General features: G+C 53.1%; 13 protein-coding genes. 8 read left to right on the top strand and 5 right to left on the bottom strand.

Annotation, left to right across the window (positions count from 1 at the left end; all coding sequences use genetic code 11):
• Positions 1–57: 57 nt before the first annotated feature.
• From B4O97_RS00910 to B4O97_RS00900, 3 genes are all read right to left on the bottom strand, one after another.
• Complete coding sequence (locus tag B4O97_RS00910) at positions 58–1,854, bottom strand: methyl-accepting chemotaxis protein (RefSeq protein WP_158084083.1); 1,797 nt, start codon at positions 1,852–1,854, stop codon at positions 58–60.
• An 84-nt stretch (positions 1,855–1,938) separates the two neighbouring features.
• On the bottom strand, positions 1,939–2,931 hold the full coding sequence (locus B4O97_RS00905; RefSeq protein ID WP_083047388.1) for a Gfo/Idh/MocA family protein: 993 nt from the start codon (positions 2,929–2,931) through the stop codon (positions 1,939–1,941).
• Entirely contained in the window at positions 2,928–3,986 is a 1,059-nt protein-coding gene (locus tag B4O97_RS00900; RefSeq protein WP_083047386.1) for an AI-2E family transporter, read from the bottom strand. Before B4O97_RS00900 ends, B4O97_RS00905 begins: the two co-directional genes overlap by 4 nt.
• A 102-nt stretch (positions 3,987–4,088) precedes the next feature.
• On the opposite strand from B4O97_RS00900, the gene B4O97_RS00895 reads away from it, so the two are divergent.
• From B4O97_RS00895 to B4O97_RS00860, 8 genes are all read left to right on the top strand, one after another.
• Positions 4,089–5,009 (top strand): Gfo/Idh/MocA family protein, encoded by a 921-nt coding sequence (locus B4O97_RS00895; protein WP_083047384.1) that lies wholly within the window; start codon positions 4,089–4,091, stop codon positions 5,007–5,009.
• Between the two features lie 123 nt (positions 5,010–5,132).
• Positions 5,133–7,871, top strand: coding sequence for an HsdM family class I SAM-dependent methyltransferase (locus tag B4O97_RS00890; RefSeq protein WP_083047382.1), 2,739 nt, complete (start codon positions 5,133–5,135; stop codon positions 7,869–7,871).
• Positions 7,862–9,154: a restriction endonuclease subunit S gene (locus B4O97_RS00885; RefSeq protein WP_083047376.1), complete on the top strand. Its 1,293-nt coding sequence runs from the start codon at positions 7,862–7,864 to the stop codon at positions 9,152–9,154. Before B4O97_RS00890 ends, B4O97_RS00885 begins: the two co-directional genes overlap by 10 nt.
• Positions 9,151–9,696: a DUF1643 domain-containing protein gene (locus B4O97_RS00880; protein ID WP_083047374.1), complete on the top strand. Its 546-nt coding sequence runs from the start codon at positions 9,151–9,153 to the stop codon at positions 9,694–9,696. The genes B4O97_RS00885 and B4O97_RS00880 overlap by 4 nt, the downstream gene beginning before the upstream one ends.
• 34 nt (positions 9,697–9,730) lie before the next feature.
• Positions 9,731–10,741, top strand: coding sequence for a PGN_0703 family putative restriction endonuclease (locus B4O97_RS00875; RefSeq protein ID WP_083047372.1), 1,011 nt, complete (start codon positions 9,731–9,733; stop codon positions 10,739–10,741).
• A 120-nt stretch (positions 10,742–10,861) separates the two neighbouring features.
• Positions 10,862–12,796 (top strand): DUF262 domain-containing protein, encoded by a 1,935-nt coding sequence (locus B4O97_RS00870; RefSeq protein WP_083047370.1) that lies wholly within the window; start codon positions 10,862–10,864, stop codon positions 12,794–12,796.
• A complete protein-coding gene (locus B4O97_RS00865; protein WP_198946991.1) occupies positions 12,796–15,906 on the top strand; it encodes a type I restriction endonuclease subunit R in 3,111 nt (1,036 codons plus the stop codon). Before B4O97_RS00870 ends, B4O97_RS00865 begins: the two co-directional genes overlap by 1 nt.
• Positions 15,903–16,619 carry a M48 family metallopeptidase gene (locus B4O97_RS00860; protein ID WP_083047367.1) on the top strand — a complete coding sequence of 239 codons (717 nt, stop codon included), beginning with the start codon at positions 15,903–15,905 and terminating at the stop codon, positions 16,617–16,619. Before B4O97_RS00865 ends, B4O97_RS00860 begins: the two co-directional genes overlap by 4 nt.
• Positions 16,620–16,777: 158 nt before the next feature.
• Here B4O97_RS00860 and pflA read toward each other — a convergent pair whose 3' ends face one another.
• Together pflA and pflB are read right to left on the bottom strand one after the other, a co-directional pair.
• On the bottom strand, positions 16,778–17,578 hold the full coding sequence (gene pflA / locus B4O97_RS00855) for a pyruvate formate-lyase-activating protein (protein ID WP_083047365.1): 801 nt from the start codon (positions 17,576–17,578) through the stop codon (positions 16,778–16,780).
• A complete protein-coding gene (pflB, locus tag B4O97_RS00850) occupies positions 17,565–19,835 on the bottom strand; it encodes a formate C-acetyltransferase (RefSeq protein WP_083047363.1) in 2,271 nt (756 codons plus the stop codon). The genes pflA and pflB overlap by 14 nt, the downstream gene beginning before the upstream one ends.
• Between the last annotated feature and the right edge of the window lie 155 nt (positions 19,836–19,990).

Raw genomic sequence — 19,990 nt, 5'->3', positions numbered from 1 at the left:
TACCAGACTACTCCGGGGGGAAAGAAAAAGACAAGGGTTGATTCCGGACTGCCCGGCCTATTCGCTGGTGGAGAATTTTCCTATCTCCCGGTCCACCCCGGCCACAGCGGACCCGACCGCTTCGGAGAGCTGGCTGACATCTGCCATGGCCCTGTTTATTTCCTCCGCGCTGATCTTCATCTCCTCCATACCGCTCCTGGTCTGACTGGATATCTGCCGCAGACGGGTCATGGCGGCGGAAAAGGTCTTCGTACTTTCATCAATCTCGCCGGACCCGCTCGTTACTGTTCCGGACAACTCGTTAAGACGACCGAGGGCGGAGAGGACCTGTTCACTTCCCGAGGACATCTCACTCATGGCAGCGGTTATCTCTCCAAAGGCGCTGCCCACCTCCTCGGCCGTCCCCTTGCCGGAGGCAAAGGTTTCCAATGATATCCTACTGGTTTCGGAGGCCTCCTGAATGCGCAGGATAATCTCCTTCAGGGCATTGGATATATTCTTTGCATTGTTTCCCGACTCTTCCGCCAGATTGCGGATCTCCGAGGCGACCACCGAAAATCCCCGTCCGGCATCCCCTGCATGAGCAGCCTCGATGGCGGCATTCATGGATAAAAGGTTGGTCTGGGCGGATATGCGGTTGATGAGTTCCAGCATCTGCTGAATCTGCGAGACACTTTCGGCTACCTGGCGCACAACTGAGTCCGTTGCAAGTATCTTCTGCTCTCCGTCTTCCAGGGCCCTGTTCATCTCCCGGCTTGAGGAGATGCGCTTTTCCGCGATGGAACTTACCGAACGGATCTGGGCAATGGTCTGGTTCACCGCCGCCGAGGACTGTTCCACCACCGCGGCCAGGGAGTCAACGAGTTCTCCGAAGCGGTCGACGATACCGGCGATCTGATCCACCGAGTCTGCCGAGGTTTCGATATCCGAATCGAGCAGATGAACCTGCTCGAGCATCGAACTGATGGTTCCGGAAATCTCGGTAACCGCCGCAGAGGTTTCACCGGTATTCGCAGCCAGTTCATCCATACGGCCGGAGAGCTCACCCACCATGGAGCGTATCCCCACCACGAGTCCATCCATCCCTTTCAGGGCACTGGAAAGGGAGCGGCAGACTTCCCCCAGTTCATCAGACTTTTCGTAGCGGGGGGGATCGGCGAGATTCCCCGCTTCCAGGGAACGGGCGGCCCGGTTCAGTTCCGAAACCGGTACCTTGACGGCCCGCATTATTACCAGGAAGATTACCATCGAGAACAGAAGTGCCAGCCCGGCTCCCATCAGGGCGACCCGGTTTACAAGCCCAAAGCGCTGTTCCAGAACGAGTATCGCCTCCTTCAGTTCAGCCTGATGTTCCATAACCAGGGTATCGATTTCCTCGATAAAACCGGAGGAAAAATCATGAAAATCCCTGCTGTAGGGATTCGTTCCTGAGTTCCCCATGGACTGGCTGCGCTTTGCCATGTTCAGTCCTGTCCGGTAAAAGACCCCGAAGGAATCAGCCATAAGCTCCAGTTCCCGGACCAGCTCCTCCTCTCCCCGCCGGTGGTACTGATCTGCGAGTCCGGAAATCAGCTCCTCGACAGTATTTCTGCCCTCTTCCGCCCGGTCAAAGTCTGTGCTGTCCGCCGCAGAGCCCTCCGCGGCGACTCTGGTAAACCTGCTCTCAATAAAGAGGATCTGTTTTTCGATTTCCATCAGGTTAAATGTAGCGGAAAGATACTCGCTTTCCACTTTATTCAGGGCTTTGAGGTTCCGACTGTTGGAGAACAGCATAAAACCGACGACCAGAATAAAAATCATCATTATGATAACGAAGGCCAGACTCAGTCTGAATAACAGGGACGACTTTTGCATACAGTTCCTCGAATATAGATCTTTGCTGAAAATACTACCCGCCGTCAGGATTTTATTCAACTGCATCAGGGGACTTTATGTTTATTATCTCCAAAAAGATGTAAATCTCATTCTCCGGCGAATAAGTTCCACAATCCTCAGGGATTCAAGACCATCGGCATAGGATGAGAGGGGAACAGCCCCGGGTTCCTTTGCCAGCCTGACGGCATCCTCGAACATTCCGCTGAAGTAACCGGTCTTTTCCGGGAGCTCCGTCTCCACGGGAATCAGGGAGCGCATTTCGTCGTACCAGGGCGATTCCCGGCTTTCGAACTCTTCGTAGACCCCGTTTCCGATTCGAAGGCGCCCTTCCTCGAAGGAAAACTCCAGTTCGAAAACAACATGGTCCCGGTGATTGCCAACCTCTACACAGACGGGAACCGAAGCGCAGCGGGCCCCGGTAAAGATACTGCTGCTTTCCGGGGGGATTCCAGGAAGCCGTCGGATTCCCCTGATGGGTTCTGCCAGGAGAAAACTGATGATGTCGAAAAGGTGGGTCCCGTCATAGAGCAGCACCGCCTCCAGGGGCCTGTTCCGTCCCATAAAGAGCCGGGCGTTTACCGAGCGCACCGGACCGTAGCGCATACTCCTGATGCACTCCCGGGCGGCCAGGTAGTCCCTGGAGTAACGCCGTTCATGGTTGACCACGACCCTGGTACTGCTGCGCTGAAGACGCTTCAGCATGCGTTTCGCTCTGCCCAGGGAATCGCTTACCGGCTTTTCCAGGACCACCACGGGTATCCGGTACTCCAGGGCGAGGGCCAGATAATCGAGATGGGAGTCCGCGTGGGTGCAGATGTGAAGGATTTCGGGGGAGCTGTCCTGCAGCATCAGCCGGGGGTCGTCGTAGACCGGCACGTCGCCCCAGCGCCGGGAAAAGAGTTCCCTCCGCTCCGGATCGCTGTCCATGCCGGCGGCGATAAAGGTCTCAGGGTGGGCGCTGACAGCACCGGCGTGGCTGGCAGGTTTCTCCCTTTTTGTATCGTCTTCCAGGAGCGAGGCGATACGCCCGAGCCCGATTATGGCGCAGGGGATCACTCCTCTTCCCCCACTGCCCCGTCTTCCAAGCCGGGAAGCTCAAAGCCCTCTTTAAAGATGTTCAGCATGGCCACCAGGACGCTGGCCACTACCGGCCCAACGATGAATCCCATAAGCCCGAAGACCGCGAGCCCCCCAAGGGAAGCGACAAACACAAGCAGATCGTGCAGCCTGGCGTCCCGTCCCACCAGGCGCGGACGCAGCAGGTAATCGGCTCCGTAGGAGACTGCGCTTGCCATGAAGAGCACGAAGACCGCGGCCCAGACCCTGCCCTGGGCGAGCAGTATCAGGGCTCCGGGCACCATGATAAGGTAGGAGCCCACCAGGGGCACGATGGAGAGAATCGTCATGATGACTCCCCAGAGCAGCCAGGCCTTGATACCGACAAACAGAAAGGTCAGGGAGCCGATGAATCCCTGAATGAGCCCGATTATTACCGTTGCGGAAACCGCCGCTTTGCTGGTCCGGCGGAACTCCCCCGCCAGCCGTTCAACATGCCGGGGTTCCAGGGGCAGAGCCGTTTTCAACCCCTCCAGCATGGTCGGGCCGTCCTTGAAAAAGAAGAAGAGGGAAAAGAAGATTACGAAGGTATCCGCTATCCCGGAGAGGATGCCCGCGGAGGTCCTGTTTATAAGATCCGACACAAAGGAGGCTGTCTGGGAAAGGCTCCGGCTGGCCACGGAAGCCCAGTCTACCCTGGGCAGATCGAAGCGCTGCAGAATGGTAAGGCCCTTGATCTGCCCTATCAGGCCCTCGATTCCCGGGTCCTTGAGATAAGCACGCAGAAAACTGTAGAGATCCAGGGCCTGCACGACCAGAAGCTGGGCCACAAGATAGACGGGGACAGCCACAACCAGGAATATCAGAAAGGTTGTAAAAAACGAAGCCGCACCGCGGCGCCCCTTAAGAGAGCGGACTATCCTTTCATGGAGGGGATAAAAAAGATTGGCGATCGTCAGGGCCACAACAATGGGAACGAAAAAGAAGCGCGTAATATAGGCAAACAGGATCAGGGCCCCTGTGAGGATCAGCAGCAGAATTGTTCGGTTTTCCATACCGCTTCAAGGATGCCGTAATTTACCGTAAAGGGCAAGCCGCTTTCAGCTGTCGGTCCGGATTGTGTCGACAACTCCCCTGTTCCATGGTAGCCTTATTCTATGGAACATGTTCGCTGGGGCGTCGTCGGAGCCGGTCATGTCTGCGAAAACATGTCGGGGCCTCCCCTGTATCTCGTGGCACACTCATCCCTGGAGCTGGTTCACCGGCGGAACCGCGAAGAGGGAGAGGAGTTCGTCATCCGCCACGGCAAGGGACGCTACGTGGAAAGTTTCAGCGAACTTGTCGAGAGCGGCGACATCGATGCGGTGTATATCGCCACTCCCACGGAGCTCCACGAGGAGCAGGCCCTGGGCGCGCTGGAAGCGGGAAAGCATGTTCTCGTCGAGCACCCCATGGCACCGGGCTCCGGATCCTGTGAACGAATGCTTCAGGCAGCGGATAGGGCGAAACGAAAACTCGGCGTTGCCCTCTACCGCAGGGGATACCCTTCCGTAGAGAAGGTAAGGACTGTGGTTCAGAGCGGCCTCATCGGTACTCCTATTGCGGGCTACGTCAACAGTGAATTCTCCACCAGCCAGCGTATCGACCTTATGCGCTATCTTATGGGAGAGATGGCTGAGATCTCCCTGAGATCCGCCGATGTCTCCGATATCGGGTACGATACGGCATCACCCCTCCTCTGCCTCATGACCGGGAAGGGCATACCGGTGACCATGTCATTGAAATGGACGGAGACGGGAATGCCCGAAGGGCTGCTTGTTGAAGGCGATCAGGGGATAGTCCATCTGCAGGACCTTAAAGGGGGAGAGATCCTCGTTATTGCCCGGGGTGGAGAAGAGAAGATCAGCCTCTCCGTTCCGGGGCTTCCCTTCAGTCACTGGGGGATTGTCGAGAACTTTGTGGAATCCCTGACCGCCGGCTCTCCCCTCCTTTGCAGCGGAGAAGACGCTCTGAATCTCGCCCGGATCATGGAAGGGATCTCCCGGGCGAAGCCCGGAGGCCGGGCGGTTCCAGTATAGATCGTTTGTAATTTCACATCGAGGCCAAAAATATGTTATAAATAACGGTGTGTGATCTTACGACTCAGCGCTTCAAAAAATCCGGCGGAACGTCGACTAAAAGAACATCAAAAGGATAGAATTGTGGCCATCAAGAAATCTGAGCTTTACTCATCCCTTTGGGCTAGTTGCGATGAATTACGCGGCGGAATGGATGCCAGCCAGTACAAGGACTATGTCCTTTTTATGTTGTTTATAAAATATATATCCGATAAATACGCCAACTACGATGGGTTTGAGCCACCAGTAGTCATACCAAAAGGTTCCAGCTTTCAGGATATGATTAAACTCAAGGGCAAGAGCGATATCGGCGACAAGATCAACACGCAGATCATTCAGCCGCTGATTGACAACAATACACGTCTGGCCCGCAGCGACTTTCCCGACTTTAACGACCCGAACAAACTCGGAGAGGGCAAGGCGATGGTGGATAGACTCACCAATCTGGTGAGCATCTTCCAAAAGCCTGAGCTCGATTTTTCCAGGAACCGCGCCGATCACGACGATATTCTAGGGGATGCCTACGAGTACCTCATGCGGCACTTTGCTACTGAGAGCGGCAAGAGCAAAGGGCAGTTCTATACACCTTCTGAGGTCAGCCGCGTCATGGCGAAGGTCATAGGTATTTCTGCACAGAATGCTGTTGCCTCAACTACAGCCTATGACCCGACCTGTGGATCCGGATCACTGCTTTTAAAGGTGGCTGCCGAGGCAGACACACGCATCACCCTTGAAGGGCAGGAAAAAGACGTGACCAACGCAGGTCTTGCCCGCATGAACATGATACTGCACGATTTTCCGACAGCCAATATCCTTAATGGGAACACGCTCGCATCTCCAAAGTTCAAGGATGGCGAGAACTTGCGGACCTACGACTTTGTTGTAGCAAATCCGCCGTTTTCGGACAAAGCCTGGAGTACCGGATTCTCGCCTGCCGCTGATCTGTACCAGCGATTTGAATGGGGAGAGCCACCTGCAAAACAGGGTGACTATGCTTACCTGCTGCATATTATTCGCTCTATGAAAAGTACCGGCAAAGCGGCCTGCATCCTGCCGCACGGTGTGCTGTTTCGCGGCAATGCCGAGGCCGTTATTCGCAAGCGTCTGGTCCGCTCCGGGTATCTGAAAGGTATCATCGGGCTGCCTGCCAACCTGTTTTACGGCACCGGTATTCCCGCATGCATCCTGGTGCTCGACAAGGAAAATGCGCCTGCGCGCAAGGGCGTATTCATGATCGACGCCTCCAAGGGTTTTATCAAGGACGGCAACAAGAACCGTCTGCGCGAGCAGGACATCCATAGGATTGTCGACACCTTTAACAAGCAGACCAATACACCCCGCTATGCCCGCATGGTGCCTTTCGACGAGATTTCCGGCCCCAAAAACGATTACAACCTTAATCTGCCACGCTACATCGACTCTACCTCCCCGGAGGACATTCAGGACATCGACGGTCATTTGCGCGGAGGGATTCCCGACCGGGATATCAATGCACTGAATGCCTATTGGCAGGTGATCCCCGGCGTTCGGCAAGAACTCTTCGAAAGCGCTGGTCGTCCCGGTTATTCCAGGTTGAAATCGCCTATTTCTACTGTGAAGTCGGCCATTCTGGGTCACAGCGAATTTACGGCATTTAAAACGGCCGTAACGAAAATCTTTGATCATTGGCGCACAACCAACACACCGGCCCTGAAAGGCTTTAACAAGGAAGGACACCCCAAAGCGCTGATTGAGACCATTGCCGAGGACTTGCTGACAAATTTCCGTAATGCCCCGCTGCTTGATGCCTATGACATCTACCAGCACCTCATGGATTATTGGGCTGAAGCCATCCAGGACGATTGCTACCTGATCGCCGCCGATGGCTGGGTGGCCAGGCCCTATCGTGTCATGGAAGAGGTCAAGAGCGGCAAGAAAAAGGGCGAGATGAAAGACAAAGGCTGGGTCTGCGACCTGATCCCCAAACCCACTATCGTCGCTCGCTATTTCGCCGAAGAGCAGGCCGAGCTGGATGCCCTTCAAAACGAACTGGATGCTGTTAGCACCGGCCTCATCGAGTTAGCCGAAGAGCACGGCGGTGAAGAGGGTGCGCTGAAGGATGTTTCCACCAAGGGCGACGCCCAGGAGGCATACACCCAGGCGCTCGTCGCTGTGTGGAATGAGGAAGACAAAACCGCAAGTCGCGCTTACAGCGCCCTCATGGATCAGGCCGAGGAACACGCTACGCAGATCCGAGTTCTCACCGATCACCACTTTATTTCCGTGTTGAAGAACAACAAGGGCAATTTGACCCTCAAGGCAGTCAAAGATCGACTGGCCGCGACCAGCGATCCGAAGGAGAGCGCGATACTTACCAGTTATCTTGAAGCGGACAAAGAGCAGAAGGCTGCAACCAAAGAAGCGTCTGAGCTTCTCGCCAAAGTAGAGAAGCAATACCAGAAGCGACTCAAGGCCGACCCTCTGCCGGAGAATCTTGTCGATCTGCATGCCACAGTTCGTTTCCTGGCGCTGCTCGACGAGCAAAGCGCACTCAAAAGCAAGGTCAAGGAAGCGGATGCCGCACTGGACAAGCTGGCCTATGAAAAATACCCACAGCTCAGCGTGGACGAGATCAAGACCCTGGTCGTAGATGACAAGTGGCTGGCCACTCTGGCCATGGCCGTGCAGGGTGAACTGGATCGCGTCTCTCAGACTCTCACCACCCGCATTCGTCAGCTTGCCGAACGGTACGACACGCCGCTCCCGAAACTGGTGAGCGAAGTGACAGACCTGTCGGCCCGTGTCGATGAACACCTCAAGCGAATGGGGGCGGTATGGAACTGAAGCCGGGATACAAACAAACCGAGGTGGGGGTGATTCCGGAAGATTGGGAGATAGTACCATTTGCTGAGCTCTTTGCATTCCGCAACGGTGTCAATGCAGACAAAGCATCGTATGGTCAGGGTGTCCGCTTTATCAATGTGCTTGAACCGATTACCTATACTCATATTCACGGGCCTGAAGTTACCGGCCAGGTTACGTTGCCTGAATCAGTAATTTCTTCTTACGCAGTCCACATGGGTGACGTGCTATTCAATCGCACCTCGGAGACGCAGGATGAGGTTGCTTTAGCGGCAACATATCTTGGAACCGAACGTGTCGTTTTTGGAGGATTTGTCATTCGAGGTAGACCGCTCAACAAGCGCCTTAACCCTGTATATTCCGGGTATGCACTCCGCGCTTCCGTCATCCGTTCACAAATTGTTCCAATGGGACAAGGCGCAGTTCGCGCCAATGTTGGGCAACAGAATCTCGGGCTTGTCCTTGCACCCATTCCAACGCTTCCCGAGCAACGCGCCATCGCCACCGCCTTGAGCGACGTGGATGCCCTGCTGGATGGACTTGACCGGCTGATCGCCAAGAAGCGCAATCTCAAACAGGCTGCCATGCAGCAACTCCTCACCGGCGAGACCCGCCTGCCGGGGTTTGAGGGGGAGTGGGAGGTTAAGCGCCTTAGGGAGATAGTCGACTGCGCTCCGAGTGGGACATATGGTGTCGAACGGCAATCACCAACTTTGTTGCCAATGCCAGTCGCAACAACCGCCCAAATTTCGAACGATGACCGATGGAATGGCAAAATCATGCAAACACGGTTCTTTACCTCTGAACAGGTAGCGACTTATGGCGTTTCGGTTGGCGATTTGGTCGTTGTGAAATCCAGTGGCTCAGCGGCAAGCATTCAGTCCGGAAAGATGGTCCTTATTGATCGGTCATTGGCTGGAGCTTTTCTATTCAGCAATTTCCTGATGCGACTTCGTCCGAAAGCGATTTTCCCGAACTTCTTATATTTTTTCCTCACTTCAAATCGCATAAAAAGTATGTTGCCATCATTGTGTGAGGCATCGACATATCCCAACATCCGAATAAATGAATATCTTGAGATCGATATTCCAGTCCCAGAGACCAAAGAGCAAACCGCCATCGCCACCGTCCTCTCCGACATGGACGCCGAGATCGCCGTTCTGGAACAGCGCCGCGACAAAACCAAAGATCTCAAACTGACCATGATGCAGGAACTGCTGACCGGGAAGACACGACTCGTAGCAACGTCGAGAACAACTGTATGAGCCCGTCTCCAAAACACGACCCAAGCGGCAAGGTACGCCCCGCCTGGCCGGACGATTCCAAGGTCACCGCCGTATTTTCCCCATGCCAGCGATACCGTTATCAGTTGCGCGAAATTTGGGACCCGTCTCGACCGCTGGTGCTCTGGCTGTTGATGAATCCCAGCGTAGCGTGCCTCGACTTCAGCGATCCAACGCTCCGTAAGACAGGCAAGTTTTCACGCTCTTGGGGTTTTGGCGGACAGCTGGTAGGCAATGTCCATGCCTACCGGGCAACCGACAAGAATCGACTGCTTAAGGTGCATGACCCGGTGGGCCCGCAAAACGATCAAATGATTATTGAGATGGCCGCCGAAGCCGAAACCGTGGTACTGGCGTACGGCTTGCCTCCCAAAGCACTTCATCGGCATAGCAACGAAGTGGTCGCTCTCCTCAGCGATCATCCGCGACTCTGCTATCTGCGCCTGACAAAAAACGGAACACCGACTCATCCGTTATATCTACCGGGAAATCTAAGCCCTCAACCGTTTATTGTGAAATCATGATGAACAGACACCTTATCCGCAGGACTATATTGATATGAGAATACAAAAAATAGACGGACAAGATTACAAACTGCCCAATAATCTAAACAACTTCCAACTCGAAATGTATGTCCACCTAATCAACTGGAAATGGGAAAATATCACCAAGGATCCTGGACACGACCGCGGCATTGAATATGATGCCATCCTGCCAGAACGGTACGCTGAAAATCTCCGGGTTCTGCACAGGGACCTTGTCTCACGGATGATGGAACACCATGATCGTTTCCCTTTCCGTATCCACAAGTACTTCAACCACATGGCCAGCTCGCAGGCGGCAAACATTAATCTGTTCTTGCCAATTTTACTGAATCCCGGAGCAAATGAGATTATCAGAAAACTTAATCCAGACTTCGCACGTCTCGCCACTGATAAATTGGATCACGGCTGGAGAATTGAATATTGGGATGAACCCACAGGTGCGCTTAACGATAAGAGCGCAATGGCCGGAACCGATGCTGATCTGGCGATTGCCTACTACAACCACAACGACGAACCATGCCTTTGGTTGATTGAACACAAGTTGACGGAAAAGGAGTTCACGAAATGTGGAGGATATAAGAGCAAGGGGCGTACGGATAAAATACGCCACGACTGTACGCGAAACTTCCGTGAGATTATGGAAAGCAAAGATTCCTGCTACTACCACGATATCTGTGGGTACAGGTACTGGGACATTTCTGAAATCCACCGAGATTTCTTTGTAAATCATGCAAAACACGAAGAGTGTCCATTCCAGGGAGGCATGAACCAGCTTTGGCGTAACCAACTGCTGACATTCGCAGTAGAACAGCAAGGGACCTTCATGCATGCCCACTTCTCAGTTGTTCGGCATCCCAGGAATACGGCTCTTGATGCTTCCATCAAAGACTACATAGACCTGATCGGCAACAATTCGAAATTTTCAATATTTACTTCGAGGGATGTTATCCAGGCAGCAGAAACACTTCGAAATAATTCACTTAAGGAGTGGGCGGATTGGTATCGCACACTATACAAGCTATAAAAGAAATCGACAAAATATTATTGGATCCAGGGCTCGCAGAACTTAAACAGCGGCGTAAAATCTCCTGTATGTTCCGTTCTGCCATAATGTGCAAACTATTAACGAGAAAAAGAGGTTGATATGAGTTACCATAAAATGTCTCTGTATGATGCTATAAGCGAGATCGAAGGCGGCCGTATGTTTCTGCCCGCACTGCAACGACGCTTTGTTTGGGGCAAAGGGCAAATTGAGTTGCTATTCGACTCGATTATGCGTGGTTATCCCTTTGGGACTTTTCTTTTTTGGAAACTCGATAAAAAGAACGCGAATAACTATGTGTTTTACGAGTTCAATAGATTCTACGACGAGCGAACACCTTTCAATGATAGGAAAGTCGGTGCCTTTACACCGGATAAAATTACCGGTGTACTAGACGGCCAGCAACGACTGAGCTCAATCTATATTGGGCTCCAGGGTACACATACCGAAAAGGGCTACCGGAAACGTTCATCAAGCCCGGATGCATACAAGAAAACATATCTATATCTAAACCTTCTCTCCCTGCCCTATCGACAGAACATAGACGGGGGGCTAGAACAAGATGAACAGCGAAATTTTGAATTTCGCTTTCTAACCACGGCTGCTGTCAATAGCCACACCATGCGTCAAACGCAGGATAATCCCACAAACAAAGAACATATGTGCTGGTTCCGCGTCGGAGAGATTATGGAATGGCCGAAAGATCCCGACATTGATCACTACATCGACCAGGTGGCCATCTCCTGCGTTGATTCGTCACAAGCGGAAGCGCTTCGTGGTGCACGCAGGTTTGTCCGCAAAGGGTTGGCGGATCTTAACAAGCGGGTTCGGGAAGAACCTCTGATTAACTATTTTGAGGTCTCCAAGGATGACCTAGAAGACATCCTGAAGATATTCGTGCGAGTCAACAGTGGCGGGACTGTATTAAGCAAAACAGATCTTCTGTTTTCGACCATTGTAGCCACCTGGGACAACGGGCGAGAAGAGATCGAAACAATTCAAAAAACAATTAACGGATTAGGTCAGGGTTTTGGATTTGGTACAGAATATCTTATGCGTTGTTGTCTTGTTCTCAGCGACGGCCCTGTGCTTTATAAGGTTCATTCGTTCAAGGCTGAAAATGTACAGACAATACGTGAACAGTGGCAAAAGATTGCCAAAGCCATAGTGAGAACGGTTGAACTATTGGTAGAGTTCGGTTTTTCAAAAGAGACACTCACATCCAACAATGCTACTATCCCAATTGTGTACTACATATATAAAGGTGGTTCTCTGGATAAAAAGTCCCGGAATGAGCTGAGACTTTATCTGGTTCATGCATTACTGAAACAAGTTTTTGGATCATCCCAGGACCAGCTCCTCAGCAAAATTCGAAATACATTACGAGCAGACGCCCGACAATCCGATGGGTTTTATCCACTTAGAGATACCTACAAGACATTTGACTTTAGATGTTTTGCCGATGTACAGTTGCCGGGCGGCAAATCACTCAAGGTTACCGCAGAAGATGTAAATCGGTTTATTGAATACCGCAAAGGACCTGCCGCATTTGCCGTACTACAACTGCTTTATCCTCAGCTACGGTACGGAGAGAATTCTTTCCATCAGGACCATATCCATCCGGCTTCAAAGTTCTGTCGTGAAGAATTTGAGGCAATGGGCATTAATTCTGAGCAGTACGCACAATGGTGGGAATGGCGCGACCAGGTTCCCAATCTGCAACTTATGGAAGGGTCGCAGAATCAGTCCAAGAACGCAACACCATTGAAGGACTGGCTTCAGAGAATGTCCAATCGTGAACGTGAGCATTTCATCACGAGCAACTATTTCCCTGAGGAATTGAAGTTAGCGTTTGACGACTTCCCGGAATTCTTCAATGCCCGACGAGAAATTCTTAGAGAAGAGTTGGGGAATTTGCTCTACATTGCAGATGCTTTTGATACTACAACAGAAGACGATGATGAAATTGACCGCCTTCGCGACGAGGATGTAGAAGAGGCGGTATTCGAGGGTCAGCCACGGGATGGTTTAACGTGATGGAGAGAGTACGACCCGAACGAACCACCCAAACCCGGGTAATATCTCTTTTTACAGATGCAACCAACCCGAGTTATCTGGGTTATCACTACCTTGGAGACTGGCACAAACGAGAAAACAACCGTCCAATCGAGACAGACTATCTCAGGGAAAACCTCAATAGGCGCGGCTATTCGGATGCCCACATATCCGCCGCTCTGCAAAAGCTGGAAACCGCTGCCGACACCACTGGCGTCGCCCTCTACCAGGCCAACATGCGCACCTATAACCTGTTGCGCTACCCGGTCAAGGTGCTGCTTGCACCAGGTCAACCACACGTAGATGTGCACATCATCGACTGGGAGCATCCGGAGGAAAACGATTTTGCCCTGGCCGAGGAAGTAACTCTGAAAGGCGGCTATGAACGACGCCCCGATCTGGTTTTGTATATCAACGGTATCGCCATCGGCGTGATCGAACTTAAACGCAGTTCAGTGGAACTGGCTGACGGTGTACGCCAGCTGATTACCAACCAGGAAGAGATTTTTAATATCGGCTTTTTCAGCACGGTTCAGCTCGTCTTCGCGGGCAGCGATTCTCAGGGACTCCGTTACGGCACCACCGGTACCCCCGAGCAGTTCTTCGTTCAATGGAAAGACGAGGAAGGTGGCAGTGCAATGGAGACCGGGACATTGCTCGACAGACCTATAGCCCAGATGTGCGATAAAAAGCGACTGCTGGACATGATCCGCAACTTCATAATTTATGATGCGGGTCAGAAGAAGGTACCCAGACCTCACCAGTATTTCGGCGTCAAAGCAGCTCAGGAGCGCATCCGACAACGAGAAGGGGGAGTCATCTGGCATACCCAGGGCAGCGGCAAAAGCATTCTCATGGTGTTGATCGCCAAATGGCTGATGGAGCACGATCCGAATGCGCGAATTCTGGTTATAACCGACCGCGACGAGTTGGATAAGCAAATCGAGGGTGTCGTGCGCAACGCCGGGGTGATCGGCGAGGAAGCACCATCGCCTCGTATTACCTCGCGAGCGCAGTTCTTGGAGAAACTCAGCGCTACCACACCACGCCTGCTCTGTGCGCTCATCCACAAGTTCGATCCTGGCATCAAGAATGACCCGCCGCCGATTCATGGGCGTTTTTACATCTTTGTGGATGAGTGCCACCGGACCCAAGGTGGCGATATGAACAAACAGATGAAACACTGGATGCAAGACGCCATCTTCATCGGCTTTACCGGTACCCCGTTGCTGCGTAAAGACAGGAAGACCACCCGTGAGGTGTTCGGTACTTATATCCATACCTATAAATTTCATCAAGGAGTCGCCGACGGCGTAATTCTTGACCTCAAATACGAAGCCCGCGACGTACCGCAGCGACTGACATCACAGAACGCCATTGATGCCTGGTTCGATCGAAAGACCAGGAACCTGAATAATTTCCAGAAGGCTATTCTGCGCAAACGATGGGCAACCATGGAAGAATTAATGAGCGCAGGGGAGCGCAAGCAACGCATTGTCGCCAACATAATCGAGGATTTTGGCCTCAAACCGCGTCTGAATAACGATCGGGGTACGGCCATTCTGGTTGCGGCTTCCATTTATGACGCCTGTCACTATTTCCGGCTGTTCCAGAACACTTCTTTTGGCCAGTACTGTGGCATCATCACCTCTTACGAGCCAAACCATAACGCGATCTCAAGAGAGCCCGCCAACAGCGATGAGCGCTACAAGTTCGATACCTACACCCAGCATGTGCTGAAGAACGGCCAGACGACCAAACAGTATGAGGATGAAACCAAGCGGCGCTTTATTGAAGAGCCTGCCAACTGCAAATTGCTGATCGTGGTCAGCAAGCTTTTAACCGGCTTCGATGCCCCATCCTGTTCTTATATCTACCTCGATAACGAACTACACGACCATAATCTATTTCAAGCCATTTGTCGCACAAACCGTCTCGATGGAGACGATAAGGATTATGGGTATATCGTCGATTTCAAGGAGCTTTTTAGGGACGTGCAGCAGGCCATTGCGGTTTACAGCTCGGACAAGTTGGACATTGACGAAGGCAGCGGTGGGAGCAACAACATCCATCTCAGGGATTGGTTGAAAGAGGGAAAAGCGAAGCTCGAAGCTGCCCGCGAAGCCTTGAAATATCTTTGTGAGCCGGTTCCTGCACCGCGTGAGGTAGAGCAGTATCTGCGCTACTTCTGTGGTGACGCCAATGATCCAAATGCGCTGAATGACACTGAGGCTCTGCGTATTTCGTTCTACAAATCGGTGGCAACCTTTGTTCGGGCTTTTGCCGCCATTTCTCAGGATCTCGAAGAAGCCGGTTACTCCTCTACCGAAATCGCCTTGCTGAACAGAGAAGTTGAATTCTTCAGTGAGATTCGTGCTGCGATCAAGAAGCACTCCGGTGAAGAGCTTGACATCAAGCCCTATGAGGCGGACATGCGCCACCTCATCAACACCTATATTCAAGCCGAACCAGCTGACCCTCTGGGAACGGTGAACAACTATTCACTGGTTGAATTGATCATAGAGACCGGTATCCATGACGCCATCGCGAAGAAGCTCAACGATAAAGGAAAACTCTCAAAGAATGCTGTTGCCGAGGGCATAATCAACAACGTTCGCAAGACGATCATTCGCGATCAGTTGACCGATCCCAGGTTTTACGAAGAACTGTCGAAGTTGTTTGATGACCTTATAAAACAAAAGCGCGATGACACGGAATCCTATGAAGCTTTTCTCCGTAAAGCTGAAGCTCTGGTTGAGCAGATGGCCAAAGGTCAGGCTGATGAGGAAATCCCGGCTGAACTGGTTGGTAAACGTGAAGCGATGGTGATCTACAATAATCTGCCCTCGATTCTTGCCGATCCGACTGCTGCCGGAGAAGCAAGAGAAACCCCGGAGTACTTCGGAACAACGCGACTTGACCTGACGCTTGAAATCGACCATGCCATGAGAGAAAAAGCCCCGGCAGGATGGAGGGGTGACGACACACGTGAGAAACAAGTCCTCAATGCGCTGTTTCCTCTTGTTGGGCGGGATCGTGAAGCAACAAAGGCGATATTTGAAATTATCAAGAACCAGCCGGGCTATGCATGAACGAGACGATTTTAATTGGTGATATCGCAATTGCGGTGACACGGAAGAACATTAAAAATGTCCATCTTTCCGTTCATCCGCCAGAAGGCCGTGTGACATTATCCGCCCCTAAGGAAACACGACTTGAAGTAGCTCGTGCCTACGCGATCACAAAGATTGGTTGGATACGTGAGCAGCAAGAAAAACTGCGTAGCCAGGATCGGGAAACACCACGGGAATTCATTGAACGGGAAAGCCATTATTTATGGGGACGGAGACACCTGCTTTCAGTTCTTGAACAGGACGCAAAACCTTTTGTAAAGGTTGACCATAAACGGATCACACTGAGTATTCGACCAGGAAGCGATCAGTCTAAAAGAGCATCAATTATCCACAAATGGCATAAGACCCTCCTGCATGAGCTTATCCCCACCCTGATCAGTAAGTGGGAACCAAAACTCGGTGTACAGGTAACAGCCTATTTTCTTCAGCGAATGAAGACCAAATGGGGTGGGTGCAATCACACGGCGGGGCATATCAGGTTAAACACTGAACTAGTCAAAAAACCAAAGGATCTGATAGAATACGTTGTTGTACATGAGATGCTCCACCTGGTAGAGCCAACTCACAGCGACCGTTTTATTTCCTTGCTCACAAAGCACTATCCAGGCTGGCAAGAGGCCCGAGCTGAACTTAACGAATTGCCTTTAGCCGCAGAAGAATGGCGGGAATGACTACTTATCACTTTCCAATTTAAACTATCCTCGCTGCAGGGTATGGGGATATTGATTAAATCCGAATAATGCGGCTACGATAAACATGCAACAATAATCACAATTCTGCTCCTATATTCTTGGACAACCGTCGGCCAGTTTTATATTTTGACGTAGCGCTATTCACCTCCGCCTCCCGCCACAGGCAGCCCGCAGGCGGTAAAAATCTCCTCCACCATCTTCATGGTCTCCTTTCCCGGGGGTTTCACACCCTCCAGCGGATACTTCTGCCCCAGGGCCTCCCATTTGAACTTTCCCAGCTCATGGTAGGGAATCAGGTCCACCCGCTCGACCCCCGGGAGGGTGCTGATAAAACCCGCCGTTCTTTCGGCGGACTCAGGGTCGTCAGTGTAACCGGGAACGACCACATGACGGATCCAGAACGGCACTTTCCGGGAGGCGGCGTATTCCGCGAAGGCCCTGACAGGCGCAGGGGAGACCCCGGTAAGCTCCCGGTGCCGGGACTCATCGCTGTGCTTGATGTCGAGAAGAATCAGGTCCGTCACCGAAAGAAGCTCCCTGACCGCCGGCGAAAGGGAACAGTAGCCCGAGGTATCCAGGGCTGTGTGGATACCCCGTTTTTTCAGTCTTTTAAAGAGAGAAAAGAGAAATTCCGCCTGCAGCAGGGGCTCCCCCCCGCCGGCGGTAAGCCCGCCGCCGGAGGAGAGAAAGAAGGAACTGTAGCGCAGGATATCCTCCTCCACCTCGTCCAGGGTCTTGATGCTCCCCAGGCGGGGGTCCCAGCTGTCGCGGTTCTGGCAGTATTTGCAGCGCAGGGGACATCCCTGGAAGAAGATAACATAGCGTATTCCCGGCCCGTCCAGGGTACCGAAGGTCTCCACCGAATGAATCCGGGCGACTTTGTTTCCGAGACTCGTGGGGCTTTCTATCCTGCTTCTGTTTCCCTCAAATCCTTTCATGGAAGGTCCTGTTGATGACATCCAGCTGCTGTTCCCGGGTCAGCTTGACAAAGTTGACGGCATACCCGGATACCCTGATGGTCAGCTGGGGATAGAGCTCGGGATGCTCCATGGCATCCATGAGTACGGAACGGTTCAGGACGTTCACATTGATATGGTGCCCCTTGAGGCCGAAATACCCGTCCAGCAGGGAAATGAGGTTCCGCACCCGGTCCTCCCCCGCCTTGCCCAGGGTCCCGGGCTCGATGGAGAAGGTGTAGGAGATGCCGTCCCGGGCGTAGTCGTAGGGAAGCTTTGCCACCGAGGATGCCGAGGCCAGGGCGCCCCGGGTGTCCCGTCCGTGCATGGGGTTGGCTCCCGGAGCGAAGGGTTCTCCTTTTCTGCGGCCGTCCGGGGTTGCTCCGGTCTTCTTGCCGTAGACAACGTTGGAGGTGATGGTCAGGATTGACAAGGTCGGGTCGGCGTTCCGATAGGTCTTCCGCTCCTTGAGCTTGCTCATGAAGCTCTTTACGAGATCCGATGCCAGGCTGTCCACCCGGTCGTCGTTGTTGCCGAAGGCGGGGTACTCCCCTTCAATCTCGAAATCCACCGCCAGACCCCTCTCGTCCCGCACCGGCCGCACCTTCGCGTATTTAACCGCCGCCAGGGAGTCGGCACAGACGGAAATCCCGGCGACCCCGCAGGCCATGGTCCTGTAGACGTCCCGGTCGTGGAGAGACATCTGCAGGCTCTCGTAGCTGTAGCGGTCGTGCATGTAGTGGATGACGTTCAGGGTATCCATGTAGAGACCGGCGATCCAGTCCAGAACCGCATCGAAGCGACCTGTCAGTTCATCATAATCCAGGACCTCCCCCTCGAGGGGGGCCAGAGGAGGTGCAACCTGGGCGCCGCTGATCTCGTCCCGGCCGCCGTTGATCGCATACAGCAGGGCCTTTGCAAGATTGCAGCGTGCACCGAAGAACTGCATCTGCTTGCCGATACGCATGGCGGAGACGCAGCAGGCGATACCGTAATCGTCTCCCCAGTAGGGGCGCATCAGGTCGTCGTTCTCGTACTGAATCGAGCTGGTCTCCTCGGAAACCCTGGCGCAGTACTCCTTGAAGGGTCGGGGCAGATCCTTCGACCAGAGGACCGTCATGTTCGGCTCCGGTGCGGCACCCAGATTTATCAGGGTCTGGAGCATTCGGAAGGATGTAGCCGTAACCAGGGTCCGCCCGTCCAGGCCCATGCCACCGATACACTCGGTAACCCAGGTGGGATCCCCGGAAAAGAGATCATTGTACTCCGGGGTACGCAGAAAGCGCACGATCCGCAACTTGAGGACGAACTGGTCTATCAGCTCCTGGGCTTCCTGTTCGGTAATTACTCCTTCATCCAGGTCACGTTTGATGTAGATATCCAGAAAGCTGGAGACCCTTCCCAGGCTCATGGCGGCGCCGTTCTGTTCCTTCACCGCAGCAAGATAGGCAAAGTAGAGCCACTGAACCGCCTCCGCAGCATTCCGGGCGGGCTTTCGGATATCAAAGCCGTAGGAATCCGCCATGGCGGCCAGCTCTTTCAGGGCCCTCAGCTGCCCGGTAATCTCCTCCCTCAAGCGGATGGATTCCTCGTCCATGGCCGCGGGGCGGATACTCCGCTGCTGGGAAAGCTTGTCCTCAACCAGCCGGTCCACACCGTAGAGGGGCACCCTGCGGTAATCTCCGATAATGCGTCCCCGCCCGTAGGCGTCGGGCAGGCCCGTTATGATTCCCGCCTTCCTGGCGGCCTTCATCTCTTCGGTGTAGGCGCTGAAAACCCCGTCGTTGTGGGTGGTCCGGTATCGGGTAAAGATCTTCTCCATCTGGGGCGAAAGGGTGTAACCGTAGGCCTCGCAGGCCTTCGAGGCCATGCGTATGCCGCCGTAGGGCATGACCGCCCGCTTGAGGGGCGCATCGGTCTGCAGGCCCACGATCTTTTCCAGGGACCTGTCGATATAGCCCGGGGAATAGGCGTTTATTCCGGAGACCGTGTCGGTATCCACATCCAGGGTACCTCCTTTACGGTTTTCCTCCCCCAGAAGATCTTTGAGCTTCTCCCAGAGCTTCAGCGTATCAGCGCTGGGCCCCTGCAGAAAATCGGCTCCCCCGGTGTAGGGTTCGTAGTTACTCTGTATAAAGTCCCGCAGGTCAATCTCTCCACACCAGTCAGCCCTGGAGAATCCCCTCCATGCTTCCTGTTCGGCTGAAACACCTGCGGACGAAAAAGTATGAGATTTCATTGAAACACTCCTGTTAATAAAGTTTTCCCACGGTTTACACTATGCACGTTTTTCTTATTGGTCTGACCAATGTACTATACATTACTATATTTGTCAACTTTAATCCCGGGGCAAACCTGTTCTTTCCCCTGAAAAAGCGGTATTTTACTGACAGG

Source organism: Marispirochaeta aestuarii, from assembly GCF_002087085.1.
GTDB lineage: Bacteria > Spirochaetota > Spirochaetia > JC444 > Marispirochaetaceae > Marispirochaeta > Marispirochaeta aestuarii.
This window is presented reverse-complemented; position numbering and strand designations above follow the sequence as displayed.

Bases quoted from the DNA above. Each gene is read 5' to 3' on its own strand.
- B4O97_RS00910 (WP_158084083.1), bottom strand. From the start codon at position 1,854: ATGCAAAAGTCGTCCCTGTTATTCAGACTGAGTCTGGCCTTCGTTATC.
- B4O97_RS00900 (WP_083047386.1), bottom strand. From the start codon at position 3,986: ATGGAAAACCGAACAATTCTGCTGCTGATCCTCACAGGGGCCCTGATC.
- B4O97_RS00895 (WP_083047384.1), top strand. From the start codon at position 4,089: ATGGAACATGTTCGCTGGGGCGTCGTCGGAGCCGGTCATGTCTGCGAA.
- B4O97_RS00885 (WP_083047376.1), top strand. From the start codon at position 7,862: ATGGAACTGAAGCCGGGATACAAACAAACCGAGGTGGGGGTGATTCCG.
- B4O97_RS00880 (WP_083047374.1), top strand. From the start codon at position 9,151: ATGAGCCCGTCTCCAAAACACGACCCAAGCGGCAAGGTACGCCCCGCC.
- B4O97_RS00875 (WP_083047372.1), top strand. From the start codon at position 9,731: ATGAGAATACAAAAAATAGACGGACAAGATTACAAACTGCCCAATAAT.
- B4O97_RS00870 (WP_083047370.1), top strand. From the start codon at position 10,862: ATGAGTTACCATAAAATGTCTCTGTATGATGCTATAAGCGAGATCGAA.
- B4O97_RS00865 (WP_198946991.1), top strand. From the start codon at position 12,796: ATGGAGAGAGTACGACCCGAACGAACCACCCAAACCCGGGTAATATCT.
- B4O97_RS00860 (WP_083047367.1), top strand. From the start codon at position 15,903: ATGAACGAGACGATTTTAATTGGTGATATCGCAATTGCGGTGACACGG.
- pflA (WP_083047365.1), bottom strand. From the start codon at position 17,578: ATGAAAGGATTTGAGGGAAACAGAAGCAGGATAGAAAGCCCCACGAGT.
- pflB (WP_083047363.1), bottom strand. From the start codon at position 19,835: ATGAAATCTCATACTTTTTCGTCCGCAGGTGTTTCAGCCGAACAGGAA.